Consider the following 26314-nt stretch of genomic DNA (forward strand, 5'->3'; position numbering starts at 1 on the left):
TTACCGACGGCCAAATTCTGATTTTTCAAATCTTCACGAATAGAGCTGTCAACTTTTTGCGGGTGGTCCGCACCGATCCTTCGGCGCATATTTCAGGCATATGACATTTTTCAGGAGCATGCATGACCGCCAAGTATTATTCTCCACACGGTGGGCACCCTGGTCAGGAGCAATTGCTGACTGACCGCGCCGTATTTACTGACGCTTATGCAGTGATCCCAAAGGGAACGATGCGGGATATCGTGACCAGTTTTCTGCCGTTTTGGGACGACACCCGCTTATGGGTGATATCCCGCCCGCTCAGCGGCTTTGCCGAAACCTTTTCGCAATACATCATGGAGGTTCAGCCCGGCGGTGGCTCTGACCGTCCCGAGACCGATCCCGAAGCCGAAGGCGTTTTGTTCGTGGTCGAAGGCACAGCGACCTTGACGGCCGACGGCACGACCCATGAACTGACGCCCGGCGGCTATGCCTACCTGCCCGCTGAATGCAACTGGACCTTACGAAACCGAGGCGGTGAGACCCTGCGCTTCCATTGGATTCGAAAGGCTTACGAAGCAGTGGAAGGGCTTGACCGTCCGGACGTTCTGGTTCTCAACGAAAATGAGATCACGCCGACGCCGATGCCCGGAACCGACGGCAAATGGGCCACGACGCGCTTTGTCGATCCAAGTGACCTGCGGCACGATATGCACGTGACCGTGGTGACTTTCGAGCCCGGCGCCGTCATTCCTTTCCTTGAAACACATGTGATGGAACATGGTCTGTATGTTCTTGAGGGAAAGGCCGTCTACAGGCTGAACAATGATTGGGTAGAGGTCGAGGCCGGCGATTACATGTGGTTGCGCGCGTTCTGCCCGCAGGCCTGTTATGCGGGCGGACCGGGTAAGTTCCGTTACCTGCTGTACAAAGACGTGAACCGTCATATGGCATTGCGGCCGGGGCCAGCGGCTTATCCGCAGCACCGGAACCTCAGGACAGCGGCGCAGAAATAGTCCCGCCGATGGCCAGAGTTAACTGACGCGCCGCCTCGATGACGGGGCGGCTTAGGCGCGCGATTTCGGCTTCGCTGACGCGGCTTGTCGGTCCGGATACCGAAATCCCGGCTACAGCCTCTCGGTTGATATCGAAAACCGGCGCAGCGATACATCGCATACCCGCGTTTTTTTCTTCGTTGTCTATCGAGAAGCCCTGTGCCCTGACCATGGCAAGATCTTCTTTCAGCGCGGCCGGGCTGGTAATCGACCGGTCCGTGAAGGCCCGCAGTTCTGTCTTGGCCAACAGCCGGTCCAGCCGATCTTCATCCATATATGCCAACAAAGCTTTCCCGATGCCCGATGCGTGCATCGGAGACAGCGTGCCCGGTGGGAAAAACGCCCGGATGCTGGCATGGGTTTCCACCTGGCTCAGGAACAACACCATTCCTTCTTTTTCGACCCCCAGGTTTGCGGTCTCGCCGGTGGCCTCCATCAGCTTTCGCATCACGGGTCGGGCCCGGTCCACAAGGCTGGTGCGACGCAGGAAGCGCGAGCCGATTACGAACGCACGAGGACCGATGTGCCAGACCTGCTCGTCATGATCGAACTCGACAAGTCCCCTCCCCTCTAGTGTAACGAGAATTCGGTAAACTGTGGCGGGCGACTGGTCCATTTCGTCGGATAGCGCGGTTAACGCCTTGCCCTGCGCTTCACTCAAATACTCAAAAACTTCCATCGCACGGTCGAGAGATTTGATCGTGTTTTGCGCTGTCTTGTCGTCCCATCCTCGTGGTCTTCCACGGGCTTTTCTGCGGACTTCGCGAGTATTGTCTTGAGAATCCATAAAAACCCTTTGATCATTCGTGAAAGACTAATTCATGATATGAAAAATATAAGGCGCTGACAATTATAAATTAAATTCAAAACTTGGTGTTTTGAAAGGCTTTTTCAAAAATATATCGGGCAGAGCGGCTAGAACTTATTGTGTGGTCAACGACGGAAGGAGACCACCCATGAGCTTTCAAAATCCCGTTTTCATTCCGGGCCCGACCAATATCCCCGAAAGCCTGCGCAAGGCTTGCGACATGCCCACGATCGACCACCGCTCGCCGCTGTTCGGGCAGATTCTGCACCCAGCCCGCGCGGGTGTGCAAAAAATTCTGAAAAGCGACAGCGCCGAAATCTTCATCTTCCCGTCGACCGGAACCGGAGGCTGGGAGACCGCGCTGACCAACACCCTGTCCGCCGGTGACAAGGTTCTGGCGGCGCGCAACGGCATGTTCAGCCATCGCTGGATCGATATGTGCCAGCGCCACGGTCTGAATGTCGAGATTGTCGAAACCTCTTGGGGCGAAGGGCTGCCAGCCGATCGTTACGAAGAGATTCTGACCGCCGACACAAGCCACGAAATCAAGGCTGTTCTTGCCACGCATAACGAAACGGCAACCGGTGTGAAATCGGATATTGCCGCTGTACGCAAGGCTCTGAATGCTGCCGGGCACCCCGCAATGCTGTTCGTCGATGGTGTTTCATCGATCGGATCCATGGATTTCCGTTTTGACGAATGGGGCGTTGATGTGGCCGTCACGGGTTCGCAGAAAGGGTTCATGTTGCCTGCGGGCCTTGCCATCGTCGGGTTTAGCCAGCGGGCAATGGACGCGACCAGCACAGGGACCCTGCCCCGCACCTTCTTTGACGTGCACGACATGGCGAAAGGCTATGCCAACAGCGCATACCCTTACACACCTGCGGTTGGCTTGATGAATGGCCTCAATCAGGCCTGTAACATGCTGCTGGGTGAAGGTTTGGAAAACGTCTTTGCCCGGCATCACCGTATTGCCGAAGGCGTACGCGCCGCCGTGGGCGCCTGGGGGCTGGACCTGTGCGCGGCGAACCCTTCGGTTTATTCTGACACCGTCAGCGCGATCCGTACGCCAAACGGTTTCAACGCCACCGATATTGTCACGCACGCGGCAGAAAAATATGGCGTTGCCTTCGGTGTCGGCCTTGGCGAGGTCGCGGGCAAGGTATTCCGCATCGGGCATCTGGGAAGCCTGACGGATGTCATGGCCCTGTCCGGGATTGCCACTGCTGAAATGTGCATGGTCGACTTGGGCCTGAACATCCAGTTGGGCTCGGGCGTGGCGGCTGCGCAGGAATACTATCGCGGTCATTCGGGCGCCATTCAAAAGGACGCCGCGTGATGAAGGACTGCAACATGTACATCCCGACCTACGAGGACATGCTGGCGGCACATGATCGGATCGAACCTTTCATCCGCCGCACACCGGTACGTACTTCGGACTTTCTGAACGAGCTGAGCGGTGCACAGCTGTTCTTCAAATGTGAAAACTTTCAGGAACCGGGCGCCTTCAAGGTTCGCGGCGCTGCAAACGCCGTGTTTGGCCTTGATGACGATCAGGCCAAGAAAGGCGTTGCAACCCATTCTTCGGGCAACCACGCCTCGTGCCTGTCCTATGCGGCAATGAAGCGGGGCATACCGTGCAACGTCGTCATGCCACGCACTGCGCCACAGGCCAAGAAAGACACGGTGCGGCGCTATGGTGGGAAGATCACGGAATGTGAGCCCTCCACCTCGTCGCGCGAAGCAATCTTTGCCGAGGTTCAGGCGGCCACGGGCGGGGATTTCGTCCATCCCTACAACGATCCGCGGGTGATTGCCGGGCAAGGCACCTGTTCGCGCGAGTTCATCGAGCAGACCGACGGTCTGGATGCGGTTGTCGCACCTATCGGCGGCGGCGGCATGGTGTCCGGCACCTGTCTGACCCTGTCGACGCTCGCTCCGGAAACCGCGATCATCGCGGCGGAACCGGAACAGGCCGACGATGCCTATCGCAGCTTCAAGGCCGGCCACATCATCGCGGATGACGCACCCAAGACGATTGCCGACGGGCTGCTGGTGCCGCTGAAGGACCTCACTTGGCACTTCGTGTCGAACCATGTCTCTGAAATCTACACGGCCTCAGAGCAAGAGATCATCGACGCGATGAAACTGACGTGGAAACACCTGCGGATCGTGATGGAGCCATCTTCGGCCGTTCCGCTGGCCACGATCCTAAAGAACCCGGACGCATTCAAAGGCAAGCGTGTCGGCCTGATCATAACCGGGGGCAATGTCGATCTGGACAGGCTGCCCTGGCTGAACGCGTGACATCAATCCCGACATAGGAATACGGACATGAAAGATATGACCAATCTCGACGAATTCGAAGTAGGCTTTGACATTCCGGCCAAGCCCGGAATGGATGAAGCAGATATCCAGACCCCCTGTCTTGTGCTGGATCTCGACGCGCTTGAACGCAACATTAAGAAGATGGGCGACTATGCCAAGGCGCACGGCATGCGCCACCGCGTGCATGGAAAAATGCACAAATCGGTAGACGTGGCCAAATTGCAGGAGAAGATCGGAGGCGCCGTGGGCGTCTGCTGCCAGAAAGTTTCGGAGGCCGAAGTGTTCGTGCGCGGCGGCATCAAGGACGTTCTGGTGTCGAACCAGGTACGCGACCCCGCCAAGATCGACCGTCTTGCCAGCCTGCCAAAGCTGGGCAGCCGCATCATCGTCTGTGTCGATGATCTGGACAATGTCGCGGATCTTTCAGGCGCAGCGGTGGATCACGGAACACAGTTGGAGGTCTTCGTCGAAATCGACTGCGGCGCTGGCCGGTGCGGTGTGACGACAACATCCGACGTGATCGAAATCGCCAAAGCGGTCGAAGCAGCCGAGAACCTGAAATTCACCGGCATTCAGGCCTATCAGGGCGCAATGCAGCACCTCGACAGCTATGAGGCGCGCAAGGAAAAGCTCGACACCGCAATTGCGATGGTAAAGGGCGCGATTGAAGACCTCAAAGCCGAAGGCATCGAATGCGAATTGGTCTCGGGCGGCGGCACCGGCTCATATTACTTCGAATCCAACTCGGGCGTGTACAACGAACTGCAATGCGGGTCCTACGCCTTCATGGACGCCGATTATGGCCGGATCCTGGACAAGGACGGCAACCGGATCGATCAGGGCGAGTGGGAAAACGCATTCTTCATCCTGACCAGCGTCATGAGCCACGCTAAGGCGGACAAGGCGATCGTCGATGCGGGCCTCAAGGCGCAATCGGTGGACAGCGGTCTGCCCGTTATCTTCGGCCGAGATGATGTCGAGTACATCAAATGTTCGGACGAACACGGCGTCGTGATGGACCCGAACGGTGTGCTGAAGGTCAACGACAAGCTCAGGCTGGTTCCGGGGCACTGCGACCCAACCGCAAATGTACATGATTGGTATGTCGGCGTTCGCAACGGCAAGGTCGAGACCGTCTGGCCCGTATCCGCCCGCGGACGCGCTTATTGATTCGAACTTGCTCTGTTTGGGAGGGCTGGCTCGGAAGCAGCCAGACAGCCGCCCGCGTGTATGCTCTCCTTCCGGCGGTGGCACGCGGGCGCACGAATGTTTGATTGGAGAATGAAATGCTGATCGTACCCGAGCGTGAGATCGCTGACCTTATGACCCGACAAGCGGCTTTTGACGCGGTCGAACAGGTCTTTGCCGCAATGGCGTCCGGCGACGCCTACAACTTCCCTGTCGTGCGTGAAGCCATCGGGCACGAAGATGCACTGTACGGCTTCAAAGGGGGGTTTGACCGCGCCGGCCTGACGTTGGGACTGAAGGCGGGCGGCTATTGGCCGAACAATCTGGAAAAACGCGGGCTGATCAACCACCAGTCCACCGTTTTTCTTTTCGACCCCGACACGGGCAAGCCATCTGCGATGGTCGGCGGGAACCTTCTGACGGCCCTTCGAACGGCGGCAGCATCTTCGGTATCGATCAAGCATCTCGCACGCAGGGACGCCAAGGTCATAGGCATGATAGGCGCTGGCCACCAGGCAGCCTTTCAGCTTCGCGCGGCACTGGAGCAGCGCGCCTTTGAAAAGGTCATTGGCTGGAACTACCACCCCGAGATGCTGCCGAATATCGAGAAGGTCGCCAATGAAGCCAACGTTCCATTCCAGGCGGTCGAGCTTGACGAAATGACTGAAGCGGATGTGATCATTTCGATCACTTCGGCCTTTGCGCCCTCGCTGATGGCGAACCATGTCAGCCCCGGAACTCATATCGCCTGCATGGGCACGGACACAAAAGGAAAACAGGAAGTCGAAGCGTCCCTTCTGGCCAGGGCAAGCGTGCTCACGGACGAAGTCGCGCAATCCGTCAGCATCGGCGAAGCGCAGCACGCGGTGGCCGAAGGCCTGATCCAAGAAAGCGACGTGGCGCAGCTTGGCGCGGTCATCAACGGCACCGATCCGGGCCGGATATCGGACAATCAGATAACGCTGTTCGATGGCACGGGTGTGGGCCTACAAGATCTTGCGGTCGCCGCGTCCGTGGTTGACCTCGCCGTTCGGAAAGGGGTCGCGATCAAGGTCGATTTCTGAAGCCAGACGGCGACACCTTCTTGGGCATTGTCTCGGCGGTCCTTTTGGGCGGAGAGCTTTTGACAGCAGATCTCCATTAAATGGTGACCAAAAAATGAAACGCGGCGCGCCAAGGCGCGCCGCTTCATGTTTTTTTCCAGGAAGATCAGTGTATCAGGTCGAACGCATCAGACGTGGTCGTCTTGCTCGATGGACCCAAGACCATGTCCGGCCATGCCGCCCGAGACCTCTTCCGTCGCTTCGTCGGAAAGTTCTTCGGGAAGCACCAGATTCAATACAATGGCGATGACGGCGGCGGGCAGGATTCCTGATGTCGCCAGAACCTTCAATGTGCCAGGCAAGTATTGCAACGCGTTGGGTTCCAGTTGCAAACCCAGCCCAAGGCTCAGGGCGATTGCAAAAATCACCATGTTGCGCCGGTTCCAGTTCACGTCCGACAGCATCGAAACCCCTGCGGCAACAACCATGCCGAACATCACGATCACGCCGCCGCCAAGAACCTCGATCGGAATGGACGAGATTATCGCCCCGATTTTGGGGATAAGCCCGCAAACGATCAGGAAAAGCGCGCCGATGGTCACGACCATGCGGCTCATGACGCCGGTCATGGCAATCAACCCGACATTCTGGCTGAACGACGTGTTCGGCAGCGCCCCAAACAGGCCAGAGATCGCAGTACCAAGACCATCAGCATAGGTCGCGCCCTGAATTTCCTTGTCGGTGGCTTCGCGGCCAGCGCCCCCTTTGGTGATACCGGATACGTCCCCAACGGTTTCAACGGCAGAAACAAAGGACATTGCACAGAAACCGATGATGGCCGCGACCGAAAATTCAAGGCCAAAATGCAAGGGGTTCGGCAGAGCAAAGGATGCCGCGTTGCCAACGTTGCCCAGATTCACCTGGCCAAGCAGGAAGGCCACGGCGTATCCGACCAGCAGTCCGATCAGAACCGCCGACACCGACAACATGCCCCGGGCAAAGAATTTCAGGCCAAGCGTGACCACGATTACGGTTCCGGCCATGAACCAGTTCAAACCCGAGCCATATTCCTCGGTACCAATGGCGGGCACACCGCCGGCGGCATATTGGATGCCGACTTTGACAAGTGCCAGGCCGATCATGGTCACCACAAGGCCCGTAACCAGCGGCGGAAGAGCAAAGCGAATGCGCCCTATGAACAACCCGAGGCAGGCGTGGAACAAGCCACCGACAACGACCCCGCCCATCAGGACGGCAATTGCGTCAACGCCCTTGCCCACCACCAGTGGAATCATGATCGGGATAAAGGCAAACGATGTCCCCTGCACGATCGGCAGCCGGGCACCAACAGGCCCCACACCAATGGATTGAAACAACGTGGCGACGCCCGCGAAGAACATCGACATCTGGATCATGTAGATCATCTGCGGAAAATCGGGGCTGTTCGAGCCAAAGCCGAAACCGGCCGCGCCACAAACGATAATGGCTGGCGTGACGTTGGACACGAACATCGCCAGTACATGTTGAATTCCAAGCGGCACCGCCTTCAGCAGCGGCGGAGTATAATTCGGATCGCGGAGTTGTTCCGGCGTTCCGATGGATGCATCTGACATTTGGTCTTTCCTCCCTTGAGGTTCGCAGCCGGCTCCTCTTCCGGCAACGCGCCTCATTCTGTGATTTCAAAAGCCTCCTCGAACCAATGCTCTTCGAGGTTGGGCCCGGCCCCAATTCGGTCGACCACCGCAAAAAGTCCGGGCGCATGAAGCGGGGTCAGAACGCCATGCCAGGTGTTGCGACGATAATTCACACCCTGCCCGGGCGCTGTTTTGAAGGCGATGGGGCGCCCGGGTGTTCCGTTTTCATCCGGGGCCACGACCACGACAAATGGTTTGTCCGACAAAGGCAAAAAGGCTTGGCTGCCATCCGGATGGCGTTCCACCATTTCCAACTTGATCGGCAGGCTGAAGGCTTCGGACTGAAACACGCTGATACCCGCGCGCCCATCGTGGAAATCCAACACGGCCCGGTCGTGATAGCGGGCGCATTTGCCCTGATTAATAAGCTTGTCCACCTGGCCAACCGCCTCGATGACATCGCCGAAAGGTGCAAATGCCTCTGACGTCAATGGGCGGAGTTTCAAGGCAGCCGTCATTGCGCGAACTTCTCGATCAGGCGCAATTCGGCAATGCGCTCGACCTGATGGCAGGCTTCGGCAAATTCGCTGTCGCGATCATTGTCGATGCGACGGCGAAAGGCTTCCAGAATGCTGGCTTTGGTTTTGTCTTTGACGGCAATGATGAAAGGAAAGCCGAACTTGGTCGTGTAGGCTTCGTTCAACGCCGTGAACGTTGCGCGTTCTTCATCGGTCAGCATGTCCAGACCCGCACCGGCCTGTTCCGCGGTGCTTTCCTTGGTCAGGCGGCCGGCGGCGGCCAGCTTGCCCGCCAGGTCCGGGTGGGCTGTCAGAACGCCAAGGCGCTGCTCGGGCGAGGCGGAACGGAACACACGCGCCAGCGCGTTGTGGACACCAGCGGCATTGTCATGCGTCGGGCCCAGTTCCAGTTCATACGCACCTTCGGCAATCCACGGGCTATGCTCGAACACGCCGCCGAATTCCAACACGAAGGTTGGTCGATCCATTTCGGACGGGGTCAGCCGTTGCACCGGTGGGTGTTCCCTGGCCCAGTGGTCGGCAATCTGCTCGCGCGTTGCGAACCAGACACCGTCGTGGTTTCTGAAATAATCAAGTGCGCGTTTCAGCGCCATGGCGCGACCCGGGCGACCGATCAGACGGCAGTGCAACCCAATCGAGAGCATCTTGGGCGCGCCCGCCTCACCCTCGGCATAGAGCATGTCAAAGCTGTCTTTCAGATAGCTGTCGAATTGTTCCCCATTGGTGAACCCAGCCTGGATTGCAAAGCGCATATCGTTGCAGTCCAGTGTATAGGGCATGATCAGTTGATCCTTGCCCCCTGCCTTGATCCAATATGGCAGATCGTCGGCGTAGCTGTCGGCGATATAGGCAAAGTCGCCTTCCCTGGCGGCCAGTTCGACCGTATTCATCGAACAGCGGCCCGTATACCAACCACGGGGCGGCTGACCTGTAACCTCTGTGTGCAGGCGGATTGCTTCGCGGATCTGGGAACGTTCTTCTTCTGCGCCCATGTCCTTGTGTTCAATCCACTTCAAACCGTGGCTGGCGATCTCCCACCCGGCATGCTTCATCGCCGCAACTTGAGCAGGTGCACGCGCCAAAGCGGTTGCAACGCCGTAGACGGTAACAGGCAGATCCTGCAAAAGGCGATGCACGCGCCAGAACCCCGCGCGGCTGCCGTATTCATAGATCGATTCCATGTTCCAGTGCCGTTGCCCCGGCCAAGGGGCGGCTCCGGTGATCTCGGACAGAAACGCTTCGGATGCGGCATCGCCGTGCAGAACGTTGTTTTCACCGCCCTCTTCGTAATTCAGCACGATCTGAATGGCGATTTTGGCGTCGTTCGGCCAGTTTGCTTTGGGAACTTGCCCACCGTAACCGGTCATGTCTCGTGGATAAGGCTTCACATCGGTTTCCTTCTTCTTGAATTGATCAATACCCCAGATAATCAAAGATGTTTTTCAAAAAATGCAGAAAGCAGCTTCCCACAGACTGCCTTTGCTCCTGGATGCGAAAACAGACTAGTAACTGTATAACTTGAGGAGTAGCGCAAATGACCGGTTACCTTACAACACATGTTCTGGATACGGCCCGGGGGTGCCCCGCCGAAGGATTGAAAATCGAACTGTTCCGCATTGAAGGTGCAGACCGCCAGTTGCTGAAAACTCTGGTCACCAATGGCGACGGCCGGACCGACGAACAAATTCTGCCCGAAGCAGAGTTTTCAACAGGTGACTACGAACTTGTCTTCCATGCCGGGGATTACCTTGATGCCTGCGGCACACCACCTGAAAACCCGCGCTTTCTGAACGTCATCCCCATCCGGTTTGGGATGTCCGAACATTCGCATTACCACGTGCCTCTGCTGCTTTCGCCCTTCGGGTACTCGACCTATCGCGGCAGCTGAGCGACCTACCGGGCCGTATTTGCCGCCGCAATCGACGACCCGATGCGTTCGATTATGAATTCCATGAAAAGCCGCGTTTTGGGGTCCTGCATACGGCGGTGCGTAAACAGACATGCCATCTGAATCGGTTCTGGCGGCGTCTTTTCCGCCACCGGAACCAGTGTCCCGGCCTTGAGATGTTGAGCGATCTCAAAAATCGGCTTCAACGCGATACCATGTCCGCCAAGGGCCCAGTCTGTCAGCACGTCGCCATCGTCTGACTCGTAGCGCCCGGAAACCCGGAACCGTTTTGGCCCCGTATCGGTCCTCAAAAGCCATTGAAACTCGGTCGCGCCCGGGAACCGCAAATTGAGACATTCGTGCTCATCAGCGATCAACGCGTCCCCGCTTTCGGGCATCCCGCGCTTTTTGATGTATTTCGGGGATGCACAAAGCACTCTTTCGACATCCGCGATCTTGCGAATACGCAGGTTGCTGTCCTCTGGCTGACCAAGAAAAAATGCCAGGTCCAGACCTTCGGTTGTCAGATCAACCTTTCGGTCGGTAAGCCTTAGCCGGACGTTCACCTCGGGGTACTCGGCGAGAAATTTCGGGACCTGCGGCGCAATCAACCGACGCCCGACCCCCAAAGGCGCCGCGACATAGAGTGACCCTTTCAGGTTTTCGGTAAGATTGACGATCTGGGCTTCGGCACTTTCGACTGCTTCTAGGATCTCTGCCGCGCCACGATAGAAAGATTTTCCCTGCTCGGTGGGCGTCAGGCTGCGTGTCGTGCGTTGGAACAAACGCACGCCAAGATGCTCTTCCAATTGCGATATACGCGCCGACGTGACGGCTGGCGAAACCCTCAGATCACGGCCCGCAGCGGACATGCTGCCCAATTCATAGACCCGGACAAAGGTTCTGATGTTATCAAGGTAGGACATTTTTTTGCATTTTTTGATACTGCTTGGTCTTTACCAGCAATACCAGAACAAAACACACTCGCATAGAGTAACCGGAAGCAAAGAAACTTAGGAGCAAAGCCATGTATGACTTGGCCGTGATGTGGGAGTGGATCGCTTTTTCCGTCCGCTGGCTGCATGTGATCACCGCGATGGCGTGGATTGGGGCGTCATTCTACTTTATCGCGCTGGACCTCATGCTAAAGCCGAACCCAGCCCTTCCAGACGGGGCCTACGGCGAAGAATGGGAAGTACATGGCGGCGGCTTCTACCACACCGTCAAATACCTGGTTGCGCCCTCGCGCATGCCTGAGCACCTGACCTGGCACAAATGGCAGAGTTACACGACCTGGCTGTCAGGTGCGGCGTTGCTCATGATCATATACTGGGTTGGTGGCGAGCTGTTCCTGCTTGATCCGACCAAAGTGGACCTGGCGCTGTGGCAGGGGATTCTGATTTCCGGCGGATCACTGACCATTGGTTGGCTGCTCTACGACCAGATGTGCAAATCCAAGCTGAGCGATCACCCGACCGTTCTGATGCTGCTGTTGTTCGTGATCCTGGTGATCATGTCCTGGGGTTACAACCAGATCTTCACCGGTCGTGCTGCGCTTTTGCATCTTGGCGCCTTCACTGCGACGATCATGACGGCCAACGTGTTCTTTCAGATCATGCCGAACCAACGGATCGTGGTCGAAGACCTCAAGGCCGGTCGGACACCTGATGCCAAATACGGCAAGATCGCCAAGGTACGATCCACGCATAACAACTACCTGACTTTGCCGGTCGTGTTCCTGATGTTGTCGAACCACTATCCGCTTGCTTTCGGCACCGAGTATTCCTGGATAATCGCCAGTCTGATCTTTCTGACGGGCGTCACCATCCGTCACTATTTCAACACGATGCACGCAACTGGGAAAGGCCCGCACTGGACCTGGGGCGTGACGGTTCTGCTAATGGTCGTGATCGCCTGGCTGTCTTCGGTGAGAAACACCGAGACATGGGAAGACGCCGAAGCGCGCGAGCTGACACCATACGAGCAGAAATATGCGTCCGCCGCGGGCTTCGACGATGCCTATGACACGGTCTTGGGCAATTGCTCGATGTGCCACGCCCGCGAGCCGGTGTACGGCACCATGAAATGGGCCCCGAACAAAGTTTACCTTGAGACACCCGGCGATGTCGCCCGACATGCTGACCAGATCTATCTGCAAGCCGGGATCAGCCACGCAATGCCGCCACCATCAGCAGTGCAAATGGATGAAGAGGCACGCCAAACCATCATCGCATGGGTGCGTGAAGTCAGAAACCAATAGTCGCCTGCGCGCGAAACCATGACAGCGAACCGGGCCGTGATGCCCGGTTTTCTTTACGCGAAAAAGCGTTTGCTGTGTTGCGCGATATGTTCGACAAACAGGCGCACCTTGGGATCTTGCAGCTTTTTGTGCGGATAAAGACACCCGAAAATCGTTGGCAAGGGGGGCGTCTCGGGCAGGACCTCGACCAGCCGCCCATCCTCGAGAAACTCCCGCACGTCAAAGCGCGGCTTGTTGACGATCCCACGACCGGCCAAAGCCCAGTCCGTCAGCACATCACCATCATCCGCGTCATATTTACCGCCAACTTCAAGCTTTCGCGGTCCCATGTCAGTGCGAAGGGTCCAATAGTATTCCGGAGACCTTGGATAACGCAGCAACAGGCAGTTATGGGGCATGTGCAACAAATCATCCGGTGTTTTGGGCGTCCCAAACCGCGACAGGTAATCGGGCGAAGCGCACAGAACACGATCACAATCCGCGAACTTCCGCAGTTTCATGGTTGAATCGCCGGGTTCACCAATGAAAAAGGCGATATCCAGACCGTCGGCCAGAATGTCTACCTTGCGATCAGACAGACGCATGCGAATCTCTGTTTCCGGGTAGCGGTCAGAAAATTCCGGCACCAGAGGCGCAACGATTCTGCGCCCGACACCCAAAGGCGCGGTGATGCGGATCGCCCCCCGAGGCGCATCGGAAAAGCTGGCGACGCGCGCTTCGGCGTGATCAAGCGCCAGCAGGACCGCCTTGGCTTCATCGTAAAAAACCGTCCCCACTTCGGTTGGTGTCATCGACCGGGTGGTTCGGTTGAACAGCCGCACACCCAGATGGTTTTCAAGCTCTTTCAACCGTTTGCTGGCCACCGCCGGGGTCAGCCGAAGATCACGCCCGCCAGAGGTGATGCTGCCCAACTCCATCACTCGGACAAAAACACGCAGACTTTCGATGTAAGACATTGGAACCTCCCAGCAGCGAAAGAATGCGGTATGGCCCCATCTTTTTCAACGATCTGTTGAAAGTATTTGCCATTTGCAGCGATTTTCCACCTCAATCTTTGCTCCTATGGTTCCACTGACCACCCTCCGGAAGGCAGGGGCAGAGGGAGAATTCCATGACGCATCGCACCCACATCCAATTTGTCCTCAATGGCAAGGATGTCGCCGTCCCAGACGTGTCGGCAGGCCAGACACTTCTTGATTTCCTGCGCCTGGAACGCCGGCTGACAGGAACGAAGGAAGGCTGCGCCGAAGGCGATTGCGGCGCGTGCACCGTGCTTGTCGGACGGCTTGGGCGCACGGGCCTGCGCTATACTCCGGTCAATGCCTGTATCCGGTTTCTTGCCTCTGTCGACGGCTGTCATGTCGTGACGGTTGAACATTTGTCCGGGCCTCAAGGCCGGCTGCACCCGGTTCAACAAGCCATGGTCGATCACCATGGCAGCCAGTGCGGGTTCTGCACACCGGGCTTCGTCATGGCCCTCTATGCGCTTTGGATGCAAACTCCGGAACCGACCGAATTACAGGTTGAAACCGCATTGCAGGGCAACCTGTGCCGCTGCACCGGGTATGAGCCGATCATCCGAGCGGCCATTGCCGTCAGCCGCTACGGCACCCCAGCATCTGATCATCTGAACACCGAACGCGAAACCATGACCGCGCGTCTGGCGGCCCTGAAGGACGGGCGGCGCGTGGTCTCCGGACCCGAAAACAACCTGAGCATTCTGCCATCCAGCGTCGATGATCTTGCCGAATGCCTGCAAGCATATCCAAACGCCACGATCGTGGCCGGAGCCACCGATGTGGGCCTGTGGGTGACCAAGTTCCTGCGCGACGTTGGCCCCGCCATCTTCACCGGTCATCTCGAAGACTTGAAAACAGTCGAAAGACAGGGGTCTCTCCTCCTGATCGGCGCCGGCGCCAGCTACACCGACTGCCAGGACCTTCTGTCTGAACACCTGCCACACCTGTCCTCCTACTGGGATCGCATCGCAGGGTGGCAGGTGCGGAATATGGGAACCGTGGGTGGAAACATCGCCAACGGCTCACCCATCGGGGACACGCCGCCGGTTCTCATCGCGCTTGGCGCGGAAATCACTCTGCGGCGCGGTTCCGAACGCCGAACCCTGCCTCTGGCTGACTTCTTCATCGACTATGGCAAGCAGGACCGCCGGCCCGACGAATTCGTCGAAAGCATACACGTGCCCCTGCCCCGACCCGATGATCTGGATGCGGCTTACAAGATTTCCAAGCGCCGTGACGAGGATATTTCTTCCGTGGCCGCCGGACTGCACATGAGCGTCACAGACGGGATCATCAGCAATGTGCGCATCGCATTCGGGGGCATGGCCGCCACGCCCAAACGCGCATCGACAGCTGAGGCGGCGCTGAACGGCCAACCCTGGGCACGCGAAAGTTTCGAAGCCGCCGCTGAAGCGCTGGCCGAGGAATTCGCGCCTCTTACAGATTGGCGCGCATCGTCGGACTATCGGATGCTGACCGCCCAAAACCTGCTGCGCCGGTTCTTCCTTGAAAACGACGGCGAAACCGAAACACCCGTTCAACTGGCTTGTGCCTGATCAGGAGACGAAACCATGAAAGACAACGTTTCCATCACTGGATCGGCTCACACCAGTGTAAACCATGACAGCGCGGTCAAGCACGTCACAGGGCAGGCCGATTACACGGATGACATTGCGCTGCCACAAGGCGCGCTGCACGCGTATCTCGGCGTTTCCGACGTCGCGCACGCCAGGCTTCTGGGTATCGATTTCAGCGACGTTCTGGCAATGCCCGGCGTGGTCGGCGTGCTGACCGCTGATGACGTGCCGGGCGCCAATGATATCAGCCCGACGCACCTGAACGACGAACCGGTTTTCCCGACCGACGCCATACAATTCCACGGCCAGCCGTTGTTTGCCGTGATTGCCGAGACCCGCGACATCGCGCGCCGCGCTGCGGAACGGGCAAAGATCGAATACGAAACCCTGCCCCACGCGCTGGACCCGATCACCGCGCAGAAAGCAGGATACCCGCATGTCACAGCGCCCCTCAAGCTGGAGCGGGGAGACGTGGCACCGGCTCAGGCGGCCGCGCCCAACCGGATCAAAGGCCGCATGAGCGTTGGCGGTCAGGATCACATGTACCTTGAAGGTCACATCGCCTTTGCGATTCCCGGCGAAGACGACGATGTGGTGGTGCATTGCTCGACCCAGCACCCGTCCGAGGCGCAGCACATGGTGGCGCATGTCCTTGGGGTGCCGTCCAATGCGGTCGTGGTCAACGTCCGTCGCATGGGTGGGGGGTTTGGCGGCAAGGAAAGCCAGATGAACCTGTTCTGCGCAGTGGCGGCCATGGCTGCCAAAAAGTGGAACCGCGCCGTCAAAATCCGCCCCGACCGGGATCAGGACATGACCGCAACCGGCAAACGCCACGACTTCGTGATCGACTATGATGTCGCCTTTGACGATGAAGGCCGCATTCAGGCGGTCGAAGGCAGCTTTGCCGCGCGCTGCGGCTTTTCGGCAGACCTGTCCGGCCCCGTGACCGACCGGGCGCTTTTCCACGCGGACAACGCCTATTTCTATCCGAATGTGCGCCTGAACAGTCGCCCGATGAAGACCAACACCGTGTCGAATACCGCGTTTCGTGGGTTTGGCGGCCCGCAGGGCGTGATCGCGGCGGAACGGATGATCGAAGAAATCGCCTATGCCACGGGGCAGGATCCGTTGGATGTGCGCAAGGCCAATTTCTATGGCACCACGGACCGCAACGTGACCCCGTATCACCAAGAGGTCGAAGACTGCATTCTCGACCGGCTGGTCGGAGAGCTGGAAGAGACCTCGGAATACCGCCAGCGCCGTCAGGACATCATCGCGTTCAACAAGACATCGCCGGTTCTGAAAAAAGGCATCGCGCTGACACCGGTCAAGTTCGGCATTTCCTTTACCGCGACCTGGTACAATCAGGCCGGTGCGCTGGTGCATGTCTACAACGACGGGTCGATCCACCTGAACCACGGTGGCACCGAAATGGGCCAGGGTCTGAACACCAAGGTTGCTCAGGTCGTGGCCGAGGCCTTCCAGGTCGATTTCAACCGGATCAAGATCACCAAGACGACGACTGAAAAAGTTCCAAACACCTCGGCCACTGCGGCGTCCAGCGGGACCGACCTGAATGGCATGGCGGCGTTGAACGCAGTCGAACAGATCAAGGAACGTCTGGTGAAGTTCGCATCCGAGACCTGGAACGTCTCGCCAGAGGAAGTGGTCTTCCACGCCAATCAGGTGCATATCGGCCAAGACGTTCTGGCCTTCGATGCATTCATCAAACAGGCCTATCTGGCGCGCGTGCAACTCTCGGCGGCCGGGTTCTACAAGACGCCAAAAATCCACTGGGACCGGGCCAAGGGACAAGGCCGCCCGTTCTATTACTTCGCCTATGGGGCGTCCTGTTCAGAGGTCACGATTGACACTCTGACCGGTGAATACCGCGTGGATCGCACCGATCTGTTGCACGACGTCGGACGTTCGCTGAACCCTATGCTGGACAAAGGTCAGGTCGAAGGCGCATTCATTCAAGGTATGGGATGGCTGACCACTGAAGAGCTTTGGTGGGACGATGCCGGCCGCCTGCGCACCCATGCCCCGTCGACATACAAGATCCCGCTCGCGTCAGACCGCCCGCGCATCTTCAACGTGAACCTTGCCGATTGGTCGGAAAACCGCGAGCTGACCATCAAACGCTCCAAGGCCGTCGGCGAGCCGCCATTCATGCTGGGAATTTCGGTGTTCGAGGCCCTGTCGATGGCCGTGGCCTCGGTCGCTGATTACCGGGAATGCCCCCGCCTTGACGCGCCGGCCACGCCCGAACGTGTGCTGATGGCAGTCGCGCGGCTGCAAGCAGGGTCCTGAGCCATGGTTGCCCCGGGTTCTCTGAACGAATTTCTGTCCGCGCAGCATAGCGTGATCCGCGTTGCGTTGACCCGAGTCCGCGGGTCTTCGCCGCGCAATGAGGGGACAGAAATGTTCGTCGCGCCCGGGGCGTTGTGGGGAACCATAGGCGGTGGACAATTGGAATTCCTCGCCATCAACGCCGCGCGGGACATGCTGCGTGACGGTGCGTTGCATCAGGATCTGGACGTGCCACTTGGCCCCGAGATCGGGCAATGCTGTGGCGGACGGGTCGAACTGAACCTGTCCCGCATGCGTGCGTCCGACAAATGGGCCGCGACGGAACGCGCGGCCCGGAACGAAGATGCTTTGCCTCATGTCTATGTCATGGGGGCGGGCCACGTGGGGCGTGCCTTAGCCAATCAGTTTCAGCATCTGCCGGTTCGCTGCATCCTCGTCGATACCAGACCCGAAGAGATCGCCCTTTGCGCCGCAGATGTCGAAACCCGGGTCAGCGCGATTCCCGAAGCCGAAATCTGGCGCGCGCCTGCAGGCAGCGCCTTTGTCGTTCTGACCCATGATCACGGGCTGGATTTTCTGCTGACGACCGCCGCGCTGGAACGAAATGACGCCGCTTATGTGGGGATGATCGGTTCCGCCACAAAGCGGGCAAAGCTCAGGAACTGGGCGCAGAAACACTGTGACGGACAGTCCATCGAATATTTGAAATGCCCCATCGGGGCTAGCGGTAGCCGCGACAAGCGGCCCAGCGTCATCGCCGCCTTCGTGGCGGCCGAAGTGATGGCTGAATTGACCTCTGAAACTGCCGCGACCGCCCTGACCGGGGCAAACCAGGCACCCCTGCGGGGCCATCATCACGACCGGAAAGGGAGATCGGCCTAACACCTGTCGGGCCAAACCGGTCACATCAGAGGAGGAGACCGTCATGGACGGGAGGACCTATGAATACAAGCTGTTTACCCGCAGCGATTTCAGCGCTTTCTGGGCGCTGTTTACCGACAACCTTGTCAACTTGCTGATCCTGTCCGGGGTCTGCCAGTTCGTGTTTCAAATGCCTGCGGACATCGTCTTTGGCCGCATCGTTCCCGGCGCTGCCATCGCGATTTTGGCCGGTGTAACCGTCTACGCATACCTCGCCAAATGGGCGGCAAACGCGCAGGGCAAAGACGTAACCGCGCTGCCCTACGGCATCTCGACGCCAGTTATGTTCGTCTACCTGTTCGGGGTGATCGGACCCATCTATTGGGCGACAAATGATCCAATGCTTGCCTGGCAAGTGGGCATCGGCGCCGGGTTCATGGGCGGCATCGTCGCGGCTCTGGGCGCCGTGGTTGGGCCGTATCTCAAGCGGATCACGCCACGTGCGGGGATGCTGGGGACGCTGTGCGGCATTGCCCTGGTCTTCATCGGCTCTGTGCCGCTGGCCGAAGTGTTCGAGAACCCCATCATCGGCTTTACGTCGCTGCTGTTCATCCTCTGGGGTTTGATCGGCCGTTTCCGCCTTCCGGGCAATGTTCCGGCCGGCCTTGTCGCGATTGCTGCCGGTACCGTGATCGCCCTTCTACTTGGCGAGTCCAAAATTGATGTCAGCGGCATCGGGTTCTACCCGCCGATCCCGTATTTCGGTGATCTGATCGCCGGCGTGCAATACCTTTTTGCCAACCCCGAGCTGTTTCTGGTGCTGATCCCCGTGCAGATCTACAACTTCATCGAAACGATGAACAACGTTGAATCTGCCGAAGCGGCAGGCGACCATTACCCTGTCGGGCTCTGCCAGGTGACGGACGGCGCGGGCACGATGCTGGGCGCTCTGTTTGGTTCGCCATTCCCGACAACCGTTTACATCGGCCATCCGGCCTATAAACGGCTGGATGCCCATGCGGGGTATATTGTCGGTGTGGCCGTTGTAATTGCCGCCGCCGCCTTTCTGGGGTTCCTGTCCTTCCTCGCGGGGCTGATCCCGATCGCCGCAGCCGCACCGGTACTGGTCTTTGTCTCAGTCAGCCTGATCACTAACACCGCCTGGGCCGTTAAACCGATGCACATGGCTGCGGTATCCTTTGCGATCCTGCCCCATATCTCGGCCTTTCTAATGGTCAAATGGGGATCGTTGATGAACGCGCTGCGCAGCAGCGGTGTCGGAGGGCTGCCATCCTTGGGAGATCCTGATCTGACCTCGGCCCTTCTGATGGAAGGGGCTCATTACGAGGGGCACCTTGCCCTGAGCCAGGGGGCGATCATCACCGGTCTCGTCTGGGGTGCCATCGTGGCCGATGTGATTGACGGGCGCTTCCGGATGGCCGGCGCGTTTGCTGTCGCAGGTGGGCTGATGTCTTCGATCGGCATCATCCATTCCTACACGCTACAGATGCCTCAGTTCGACGGGATAACCATCGGATATCTGATCATCGGTGCGTTCCTGTACGTCTACCCGGTGTTCGCCCCCAAAGAGGATCTTGAGCATCGTATCATCGTACCGGACGAGCCCGACCTCATCGATGACGACTCACCCGCTCAACAGGCCTGATCGGCAACGGGGCAGTCGCATGGCTGCCCCAAAAACCATCCCTTCCCGTTCAATCGCGGCCGTTCAAGAGGCAGAGTTTGCCCTACGGTCGCTTGTTGATCTTTCTCTCGCCTATCTCCGAGCAGGGCATTTGGTTCGCACAGGTCTTGCAGAGGATCACCCTTGTGAACCACGCATCTACGCCGCCTGGGCATCTTCCAACACGAACACGGGCGCCGCATCGGCTGGGTCACACAAAACAGACGACCACAGGTGATGTGCGCGGGGTCAAGACCCTCACCCGCAAGCCCCGCAATCGGCCAGGCGTGACGAATTTTGTCGTTTGCAGGCTTTTGTGTCGCTTTCCGGCTTGTTGCGGCATGCTGGTATGAACAAGAATACCTGCTGATGAACAATTGTTTTCCAAATCCCATGGACCGCCGTGCCACCGGCTGTGACCTTGTGATCCCAGCCTGATCTCAGGGCCTCTGGCCCTTACGCATCACGCTGTGACTACGGATTTTTCGGATAACCTCATGACAACTCAAACGCTGCGCCTGGCCATCGATATTGGCGGCACGTTCACGGATACGGTTCTTGTCTCTGGCGAAGAGACGATACTTGCCTCGACCAAAACCCTGACCACACATCACAACCCCGCCGACGGAGCCATGCAAGGCGCAGCGCGCGTAATGCAACAGACAGGGCACCGTCTGAGCGAAGTCACCGGTTTCATTCACGGCACCACGCTGGCCACCAACGCGCTGATCGAAAAACGCGGCGCGGTCGTGGCAACCGTGACCACCGAAGGGTTCAGGGACATTCTGGAAATCGCCTACGAGCGACGCTATTCGCAATATGACATCAATCTGGAAAAACCTGATCTGCTGGTGCCACGTGAGCGCGCGCTGACGGTCCGCGAGCGCGTTTCGGCGGATGGCAAGGTATTGATTCCGCTGGAAGACACAGCCATCGACGCGCTGTTGAAGGACATCGACGCCAGCGGAGCGGAAGCCATCGCCGTCTGCCTGATGCACGCATATGCAAACCCCGAGCACGAGCGCAGGCTGCGCGATATGCTGGCGGACAGGCGACCCGATCTGACCGTCTCGATTTCGTCGGACGTCAGCCCCGAAGCGCGCGAATTCGACCGGCTGTGCACGACAGTCGCCAACGCCTATATCCAGCCTCTGATGGCAACGTATCTGGCCCGGTTTGTCCGGCAATTCGAGGCCCAGGGCGTCACCTGTCCGATCCTGATGATGACAGCGGGTGGTGGAATGTGCACCATGCGAACCGCCGCGCGGTTTCCGATCCGGCTGGTGGAATCCGGCCCTGCCGGCGGTGCCATTCTGGCCGCCCGCGTCGCCGCCCGCGCCGGTCTGGATCAGGTTCTGTCCTTCGACGTCGGCGGCACCACCGCCAAACTGTGCCTGATCGACAACGCCCGTCCCCAGACCTCGCGCCAGTTCGAGATTGCCCGCGCCGCACGGTTCATCAAAGGGTCCGGAATGCCGGTGCGTATACCGGTCATCGAAATGATCGAGATCGGCGCCGGAGGCGGTTCGATTGCCGGGGTTGACCGGTTGGGGCGGCTGACCGTGGGGCCAAAATCAGCGGGATCCGAGCCCGGCCCCGCCGCCTTCATGCGCGGCGGAACCGAACCTACGGTGACTGACAGTGATATTGCACTGGGATATATCGTACCGGACACGTTTGCCGAGGGGCATATTCAGCTTGATCCCGACGCTTCGAAACGAGCGCTGAGCCGGGTGATCGGGTCAAAGCTGGATCTGGATGCCGTAGGCGCCGCCGATGGCGTCAGCCGTATCGTCGACGAAAGCATGGCCAGCGCGGGTCGGATGCATGCGGTGGAATCCGGCAAGGACCTTGGCCCACGAACAATGATAGCGTTTGGGGGCAACGGGCCATTGCACGCCAGCCGGGTCGCGCGATCCGCCGGGGTCAGCCGCATCGTGATCCCGCCCGATCCCGGTGTCGGATCGGCCGTCGGCTTCCTGTTCGCGCCGGTGTCTTTCGAGATCGTCCGCTCGCGTTATACGTTGCTGGGCAGCATGGACATGAACGGGATCAACACGCTGTTCGAAGCCATGATTTCCGAGGCAAGAGAAGTTGTCTTCCAAGGGGCCGGCGATGTCCCGACCCAGACGCTGCGCACTGCCTTCATGCGCTACCACGGACAAGGGCACGAGATCGAGATCACCCTTCCCGACCGCCCCCTGACCGCCGAAGATATCGTGCCGCTGACCGCTGCTTTCGAGCAGGAATACCGCAAACAATTCTCGCGCCCGGTGCCTGGAATGCAGATCGAGATTCTCAATTGGGCGGTGCGGGTCGCGACCTGTGACAGCGGCGTGCCGGCGGTTCCTGAAACGCCCCGGTTGAAGACAATCTCGGCGCCGGAAACCCGTCCGATCACCTGTGACGTGGACGGTGTATCGAAACCGGCGGCTTTCGTTGCCCGAGCGGATCTGAACCCCGGCGACCACCTTCACGGCCCCGCATTGATCACCGAGCCGCAGACAACCACGCTCGTATCCGCCGACTTCTCGGCGCATGTGGATGCCATTGGAAACCTCGTCCTCGTTCAGGACCAGAAATGAGGCGCATGATGTTGTCCGATCTTTCACACGATCTTTCGCCCGCCCGATTGCAGGTGATGTGGAATCGTCTGCTGGCCGTGGTCGAAGAACAGGGCCAAACCCTGATCCGCGCCGCCTTCAGCCCGATCGTACGCGAATGTGGTGACATCTCTGCCGGGATATTTGACGCCGATGGCCGGATGCTGGCGCAGGCCGTGACCGGCACACCAGGGCACATCAACACCATGGCCGAGGCGGTGCAGCACCTGCGCCGGGCTTTCCCGGTTCAGACCATGAAGCCGGGCGACATCTACATGACGAACGACCCATGGCTTGCCTCGGGGCACCTGAACGATTTTCTGCTGATGATGCCCGCATTCAAGGATGGCAAGGTGGTGGGCTTTACCTCCTGCACCTCGCATCTTGTTGATCTGGGTGGGTTGGGCATGGGCCCCGAAGGTTCCGACATCTATGACGAGGGCCTGCTGATCCCGCCCTGCAAGCTGGTTGAACAGGGCACTCCCAACGCTTTGCTGCTGGACATCATCCGCGCCAACAGCCGCGAACCCGTCGCCAATGATGGCGACATCTATGCACTGATCGCCTGTTGCGAAGCCGGGGTTGCAAGGCTGCTGTCGATGATGGAGGAATTTGGCCTCGACGATCTGGAGACGCTCGGCTCGTACATCATCGACACGTCGCGCCGCGGCACGCTGGAGGCCATCGCCGACGTGCCCGAAGGTGTCTACAAGAATGTTCTGAAGATGGACGGCTATGAGAATGAGCTGGAGCTGCACGCCACCCTGACCGTAAGGAAGGACGGCATGCATGTGGATTTCTCGGGCACCTCGGGCTGTTCGCGCAAGGGCATCAACGTGCCGCTGAACTATGCCACCGCCTATACGGTGTTTGCCTTGCGCTGCATTGTCGGCGCGGACATTCCCAACAATGCGGGATCGCTGGAGCCGTTTACCGTTGACGGGCCAAAGGGCTGCATCCTGAACGCGCAGCGCCCGGTGCCGGTTGCGATGCGGCATACCCTGGGTCAGGTCACGCCCGATCTGGTTCTGGGCTGCCTGCATCAGGCCCTGCCCGATGCGGTCCCGGCCGAAGGCGCAAGTTGCATGTTCGACTTGCCCATGCGCCACGCACCCGAAGTGGCCCGTGACGGCGGTCGCGAATTCGCGGTGGAACCCGTGCACAATGGCGGAACCGGCGCGCGACCTCATGCCGATGGTCTGTCGGCCACGGCCTATCCGTCGGGCGTGTTCGGCAGTCAGGTCGAGATCACCGAAAGCGTCGCACCCGTGACGATCTGGCGGCGCGAACTGCGCCCAGATTCCGGCGGCGCGGGCAAGTATCGCGGCGGGCTGGGGCAACGGATCGAGATGACCTCGTCCAACGGGGCGCCCTTTATCGTGTTCCTGTCGGTCGAACGGCTGAAATACCCGGCGCTTGGCCGTATGGGCGGCAAACCCGGCGCCCCCGGTCGCATCCGTTTCAGGGACGGTGCAAAAGATATTCCGGGTAAAGGAGAATTGCGGGTGGAACACGGTGATTACCTGATCTTCGATACACCGGGCGGCGGCGGCTTTGGCGACCCTGCCGAACGCGACCCGGATGCGCTGGCACTGGACATCAAACGCGGGTTGGTAAGTGCGCAAGGCGCCAGGATTTACGGGGGTGACGCATGATCCGACCGGTTCCTTACGTTGGCGCCATGGCCGCTTATGCGCTGGCTGATCCGAACGGCGCAGACACGGTTTCACTGGCGCAGAACGAAAGCGCCTTTCCCGCAAGCCCCGCCGCCGTTGCGGCCGGGCAGGCAGCGCTGGCGGATCTGGCCCTTTATCCCGATCCGGAATGGGCCGAAATGCGCTCGGCCATTGCCGAGGTGCACGGGCTCGACCCCGCGCGCATTTTATGTGGGGCGGGCTCGATGGAACTGATTGGCTGCCTGATCCGCGCCTTTGCCGGGCCGGGCGATCAGGTGCTGGGCACACAATATGGCTATGCCTTTGTCGCCTCGGCCACAGCTCAGGCACAGGCCGAATATGTGGCAGCACCCGAGGTCGATTTGACCGTATCGGTGGACACGCTTCTGGCCGCTGTCACACCTGCCACCCGCATCGTGTTCGTCTGCAATCCGGGCAACCCCACCGGCACGCTGATCCCGAATGACGAAATTGCCCGCCTGCGATCGGATCTGCCTGGCGATACATTGCTGGTGGTGGACCAGGCCTATGCGGAATTTGCCGATGCCACGAACGATCCCGCGCAGATCTTTGCGCTGGTGGATCGGGGCGACACCGTGATCACGCGTACATGTTCCAAGGCCTACGGGCTGGCGGGGGCGCGGGCCGGCTGGGGCTGTTTCCCAAGCGAAGTCTCGGGTGAGGTCCGCAAGCTTTTGAATCCCAACAATATCTCGATTGCCTCGCAGGCAGCGGCGGCGGCGGCGATGCGGGATCAGGCCCATATGCGCAACGTGGTCGCACGGACAGCCGAAATTCGGGACCGGTTTGCGCGGGAGTGCCGCGAACTGGGCCTGAGCGTGCCGGAAAGCCACACCAATTTCGTGCTGATCCGCTTTGCCTCGACCGCGCAGGCACAGCGCGCCGACACGGCCCTGCGGGCGGAGGGCCTGATGATGCGCGGCATGGGCGGCTATGGTTTGTCGGACTGTTTGCGCGCCACGATCTGTGCGCGCGAGGTGATGGACAAGGCCCGCGACATCTTGAAAGGAGCGCTGACATGACCGAGACCCGCACAGCCGCCAAGATCGGTGTTCTGGTGCCCTTCACCAACACTAATCTGGAACCGGATTTGGAGATGCTGCGACCACCAAACACCACCATCCATTTCCAACGCATGGGCGGCTATGACGTGAATGAAATTCCCGGCTCGGATCAAATGGCAGGTTTGGGCGCTTCGGATATCAGCCACGATCTGCGGATGATCTCGGGGGTGCGGCCCGATGTGGTGCTGTACGGCTGCACCTCGGCCACCCTGACCCATGGGCCGTCTTTCGACGCTGAGCTGGCGCAACAGATCAAATCGGAATCCGGTGCGCTGTCGCTGACCGCGGCCGGATCATTGATCGCCGCAATCAAGGCACTGGGGGCCACAAAGGTCGGCTTTTCCTCGCCCTATCTGGGCGAAATAAACGTACAGGCGATGGATTTCATGGCCCAGAACGGAATCGAGACCGTTCGATACGCCGATGTGGGCCGCAAGCTGGGCAATTACGGTCAGGGCGAGCTGACACCGGACGACGTCTGTGATCTGGCCTGTCAGGCCGATCACCCGCAGGCGCAGGCCATAGTTCTCAGCTGTACCGACATGCGCGCGGTCGAGGCGATCGACCGGATAGAAGCAACGTTGGGCAAGCCGGTGGTCACCTCGAATCAAGCGATGATGTTCTGCCTTATGCGGGCGCTGAACCTGCCGCGTCATGACGCGCTGCCGGGGCGATTGTTCGACCTGCTCTGACCGGATCAGGGCGCAAGGCGACAATGTAAAAAAGACAGCTCACCTCGAACGGGTCTTGGATCACCCAGACTTGTTCGCAGCT

General features: G+C 59.3%; 21 protein-coding genes. 15 read left to right on the forward strand and 6 right to left on the reverse strand.

Annotation, left to right across the window (positions count from 1 at the left end):
• Positions 1 to 122: 122 nt before the first annotated feature.
• Complete coding sequence (locus tag GOW04_RS16330; protein ID WP_171233265.1) at positions 123 to 995, forward strand: bifunctional allantoicase/(S)-ureidoglycine aminohydrolase; 873 nt, start codon at positions 123 to 125, stop codon at positions 993 to 995.
• Here the strand turns inward: GOW04_RS16330 and bhcR are convergent.
• Positions 973 to 1821 carry an HTH-type transcriptional regulator BhcR gene (gene bhcR / locus GOW04_RS16335; protein ID WP_171233266.1) on the reverse strand — a complete coding sequence of 283 codons (849 nt, stop codon included), beginning with the start codon at positions 1819 to 1821 and terminating at the stop codon, positions 973 to 975. The two genes, GOW04_RS16330 and bhcR, sit on opposite strands and share 23 nt — an antisense overlap.
• Positions 1822 to 1990: 169 nt before the next feature.
• On the opposite strand from bhcR, the gene bhcA reads away from it, so the two are divergent.
• The 4 genes from bhcA to bhcD all read left to right on the forward strand — a co-directional run bounded on the left by bhcA (position 1991) and on the right by bhcD (position 6422).
• Entirely contained in the window at positions 1991 to 3181 is a 1191-nt protein-coding gene (gene bhcA, locus GOW04_RS16340; protein ID WP_171233267.1) for an L-aspartate--glyoxylate aminotransferase BhcA, read from the forward strand.
• The gene (gene bhcB / locus GOW04_RS16345; protein WP_171233268.1) at positions 3181 to 4149 is read left to right on the forward strand and encodes a beta-hydroxyaspartate dehydratase BhcB; all 969 of its coding nucleotides are present in this window, start codon (positions 3181 to 3183) and stop codon (positions 4147 to 4149) included. The genes bhcA and bhcB overlap by 1 nt, the downstream gene beginning before the upstream one ends.
• A gap of 27 nt (positions 4150 to 4176) precedes the next feature.
• Positions 4177 to 5340 carry a 3-hydroxy-D-aspartate aldolase BhcC gene (gene bhcC, locus GOW04_RS16350; protein WP_171233269.1) on the forward strand — a complete coding sequence of 388 codons (1164 nt, stop codon included), beginning with the start codon at positions 4177 to 4179 and terminating at the stop codon, positions 5338 to 5340.
• Between the two features lie 116 nt (positions 5341 to 5456).
• Positions 5457 to 6422 (forward strand): iminosuccinate reductase BhcD, encoded by a 966-nt coding sequence (gene bhcD / locus GOW04_RS16355; RefSeq protein ID WP_171233270.1) that lies wholly within the window; start codon positions 5457 to 5459, stop codon positions 6420 to 6422.
• Positions 6423 to 6589: 167 nt separating this feature from the next.
• Here the strand turns inward: bhcD and GOW04_RS16360 are convergent, their stop codons facing one another.
• The 3 genes from GOW04_RS16360 to puuE are packed head-to-tail and all read right to left on the reverse strand — an operon-like array spanning position 6590 to position 9962.
• On the reverse strand, positions 6590 to 8014 hold the full coding sequence (locus GOW04_RS16360; RefSeq protein ID WP_152460534.1) for a uracil-xanthine permease family protein: 1425 nt from the start codon (positions 8012 to 8014) through the stop codon (positions 6590 to 6592).
• 53 nt (positions 8015 to 8067) lie between these two features.
• Positions 8068 to 8553 carry an ureidoglycolate lyase gene (locus GOW04_RS16365; protein WP_171233271.1) on the reverse strand — a complete coding sequence of 162 codons (486 nt, stop codon included), beginning with the start codon at positions 8551 to 8553 and terminating at the stop codon, positions 8068 to 8070.
• Positions 8550 to 9962: an allantoinase PuuE gene (gene puuE / locus GOW04_RS16370; RefSeq protein ID WP_371814411.1), complete on the reverse strand. Its 1413-nt coding sequence runs from the start codon at positions 9960 to 9962 to the stop codon at positions 8550 to 8552. Before puuE ends, GOW04_RS16365 begins: the two co-directional genes overlap by 4 nt.
• Positions 9963 to 10108: 146 nt before the next feature.
• On the opposite strand from puuE, the gene uraH reads away from it, so the two are divergent.
• Entirely contained in the window at positions 10109 to 10462 is a 354-nt protein-coding gene (gene uraH / locus GOW04_RS16375) for a hydroxyisourate hydrolase (protein WP_171233272.1), read from the forward strand.
• A 5-nt stretch (positions 10463 to 10467) separates the two neighbouring features.
• Here the strand turns inward: uraH and GOW04_RS16380 are convergent, their stop codons facing one another.
• Positions 10468 to 11388, reverse strand: coding sequence for a LysR family transcriptional regulator (locus GOW04_RS16380; protein ID WP_152460538.1), 921 nt, complete (start codon positions 11386 to 11388; stop codon positions 10468 to 10470).
• Positions 11389 to 11489: 101 nt separating this feature from the next.
• Between GOW04_RS16380 and GOW04_RS16385 the strand changes: the two genes are divergently transcribed.
• Positions 11490 to 12722 (forward strand): urate hydroxylase PuuD, encoded by a 1233-nt coding sequence (locus tag GOW04_RS16385; RefSeq protein ID WP_171233273.1) that lies wholly within the window; start codon positions 11490 to 11492, stop codon positions 12720 to 12722.
• A 53-nt stretch (positions 12723 to 12775) separates the two neighbouring features.
• Here GOW04_RS16385 and GOW04_RS16390 read toward each other — a convergent pair whose 3' ends face one another.
• The gene (locus tag GOW04_RS16390; RefSeq protein WP_152460540.1) at positions 12776 to 13678 is read right to left on the reverse strand and encodes a LysR family transcriptional regulator; all 903 of its coding nucleotides are present in this window, start codon (positions 13676 to 13678) and stop codon (positions 12776 to 12778) included.
• Positions 13679 to 13833: 155 nt separating this feature from the next.
• Between GOW04_RS16390 and xdhA the strand changes: the two genes are divergently transcribed.
• From xdhA to GOW04_RS16430, 8 genes are all read left to right on the forward strand, one after another.
• The gene (gene xdhA, locus GOW04_RS16395; protein WP_171233274.1) at positions 13834 to 15297 is read left to right on the forward strand and encodes a xanthine dehydrogenase small subunit; all 1464 of its coding nucleotides are present in this window, start codon (positions 13834 to 13836) and stop codon (positions 15295 to 15297) included.
• Positions 15298 to 15312: 15 nt separating this feature from the next.
• Positions 15313 to 17631 carry a xanthine dehydrogenase molybdopterin binding subunit gene (xdhB, locus tag GOW04_RS16400; protein ID WP_171233275.1) on the forward strand — a complete coding sequence of 773 codons (2319 nt, stop codon included), beginning with the start codon at positions 15313 to 15315 and terminating at the stop codon, positions 17629 to 17631.
• A gap of 3 nt (positions 17632 to 17634) precedes the next feature.
• Positions 17635 to 18513, forward strand: coding sequence for a xanthine dehydrogenase accessory protein XdhC (xdhC, locus tag GOW04_RS16405; RefSeq protein WP_171233276.1), 879 nt, complete (start codon positions 17635 to 17637; stop codon positions 18511 to 18513).
• Between the two features lie 43 nt (positions 18514 to 18556).
• The gene (locus tag GOW04_RS16410; RefSeq protein WP_171233277.1) at positions 18557 to 20158 is read left to right on the forward strand and encodes a xanthine/uracil/vitamin C permease; all 1602 of its coding nucleotides are present in this window, start codon (positions 18557 to 18559) and stop codon (positions 20156 to 20158) included.
• Positions 20159 to 20673: 515 nt separating this feature from the next.
• Positions 20674 to 22761, forward strand: coding sequence for a hydantoinase/oxoprolinase family protein (locus GOW04_RS16415; protein WP_171233278.1), 2088 nt, complete (start codon positions 20674 to 20676; stop codon positions 22759 to 22761).
• An 8-nt stretch (positions 22762 to 22769) separates the two neighbouring features.
• Positions 22770 to 24434: a hydantoinase B/oxoprolinase family protein gene (locus tag GOW04_RS16420; RefSeq protein ID WP_171233279.1), complete on the forward strand. Its 1665-nt coding sequence runs from the start codon at positions 22770 to 22772 to the stop codon at positions 24432 to 24434.
• A complete protein-coding gene (locus GOW04_RS16425) occupies positions 24431 to 25498 on the forward strand; it encodes a histidinol-phosphate transaminase (RefSeq protein WP_171233280.1) in 1068 nt (355 codons plus the stop codon). The genes GOW04_RS16420 and GOW04_RS16425 overlap by 4 nt, the downstream gene beginning before the upstream one ends.
• Positions 25495 to 26232, forward strand: a complete 738-nt coding sequence (locus GOW04_RS16430; protein ID WP_171233281.1) for an Asp/Glu racemase — start codon at positions 25495 to 25497, stop codon at positions 26230 to 26232. The genes GOW04_RS16425 and GOW04_RS16430 overlap by 4 nt, the downstream gene beginning before the upstream one ends.
• Positions 26233 to 26314: the final 82 nt, after the last annotated feature.

It is taken from the genome of Ruegeria sp. HKCCA4812 (assembly GCF_013034245.1).
In the GTDB taxonomy this organism is placed as follows: Bacteria; Pseudomonadota; Alphaproteobacteria; order Rhodobacterales; family Rhodobacteraceae; genus Ruegeria.

What these genes read in the sequence shown, in the direction of transcription:
- GOW04_RS16330 (WP_171233265.1), top strand. Translation starts at nt 123, where the DNA reads ATGACCGCCAAGTATTATTCTCCACACGGTGGGCACCCTGGTCAGGAG.
- bhcR (WP_171233266.1), bottom strand. Translation starts at nt 1,821, where the DNA reads ATGGATTCTCAAGACAATACTCGCGAAGTCCGCAGAAAAGCCCGTGGA.
- bhcA (WP_171233267.1), top strand. Translation starts at nt 1,991, where the DNA reads ATGAGCTTTCAAAATCCCGTTTTCATTCCGGGCCCGACCAATATCCCC.
- bhcB (WP_171233268.1), top strand. Translation starts at nt 3,181, where the DNA reads ATGAAGGACTGCAACATGTACATCCCGACCTACGAGGACATGCTGGCG.
- bhcC (WP_171233269.1), top strand. Translation starts at nt 4,177, where the DNA reads ATGAAAGATATGACCAATCTCGACGAATTCGAAGTAGGCTTTGACATT.
- bhcD (WP_171233270.1), top strand. Translation starts at nt 5,457, where the DNA reads ATGCTGATCGTACCCGAGCGTGAGATCGCTGACCTTATGACCCGACAA.
- GOW04_RS16360 (WP_152460534.1), bottom strand. Translation starts at nt 8,014, where the DNA reads ATGTCAGATGCATCCATCGGAACGCCGGAACAACTCCGCGATCCGAAT.
- GOW04_RS16365 (WP_171233271.1), bottom strand. Translation starts at nt 8,553, where the DNA reads ATGACGGCTGCCTTGAAACTCCGCCCATTGACGTCAGAGGCATTTGCA.
- uraH (WP_171233272.1), top strand. Translation starts at nt 10,109, where the DNA reads ATGACCGGTTACCTTACAACACATGTTCTGGATACGGCCCGGGGGTGC.
- GOW04_RS16380 (WP_152460538.1), bottom strand. Translation starts at nt 11,388, where the DNA reads ATGTCCTACCTTGATAACATCAGAACCTTTGTCCGGGTCTATGAATTG.
- GOW04_RS16385 (WP_171233273.1), top strand. Translation starts at nt 11,490, where the DNA reads ATGTATGACTTGGCCGTGATGTGGGAGTGGATCGCTTTTTCCGTCCGC.
- GOW04_RS16390 (WP_152460540.1), bottom strand. Translation starts at nt 13,678, where the DNA reads ATGTCTTACATCGAAAGTCTGCGTGTTTTTGTCCGAGTGATGGAGTTG.
- xdhA (WP_171233274.1), top strand. Translation starts at nt 13,834, where the DNA reads ATGACGCATCGCACCCACATCCAATTTGTCCTCAATGGCAAGGATGTC.
- xdhB (WP_171233275.1), top strand. Translation starts at nt 15,313, where the DNA reads ATGAAAGACAACGTTTCCATCACTGGATCGGCTCACACCAGTGTAAAC.
- xdhC (WP_171233276.1), top strand. Translation starts at nt 17,635, where the DNA reads ATGGTTGCCCCGGGTTCTCTGAACGAATTTCTGTCCGCGCAGCATAGC.
- GOW04_RS16410 (WP_171233277.1), top strand. Translation starts at nt 18,557, where the DNA reads ATGGACGGGAGGACCTATGAATACAAGCTGTTTACCCGCAGCGATTTC.
- GOW04_RS16415 (WP_171233278.1), top strand. Translation starts at nt 20,674, where the DNA reads ATGACAACTCAAACGCTGCGCCTGGCCATCGATATTGGCGGCACGTTC.
- GOW04_RS16420 (WP_171233279.1), top strand. Translation starts at nt 22,770, where the DNA reads ATGTTGTCCGATCTTTCACACGATCTTTCGCCCGCCCGATTGCAGGTG.
- GOW04_RS16425 (WP_171233280.1), top strand. Translation starts at nt 24,431, where the DNA reads ATGATCCGACCGGTTCCTTACGTTGGCGCCATGGCCGCTTATGCGCTG.
- GOW04_RS16430 (WP_171233281.1), top strand. Translation starts at nt 25,495, where the DNA reads ATGACCGAGACCCGCACAGCCGCCAAGATCGGTGTTCTGGTGCCCTTC.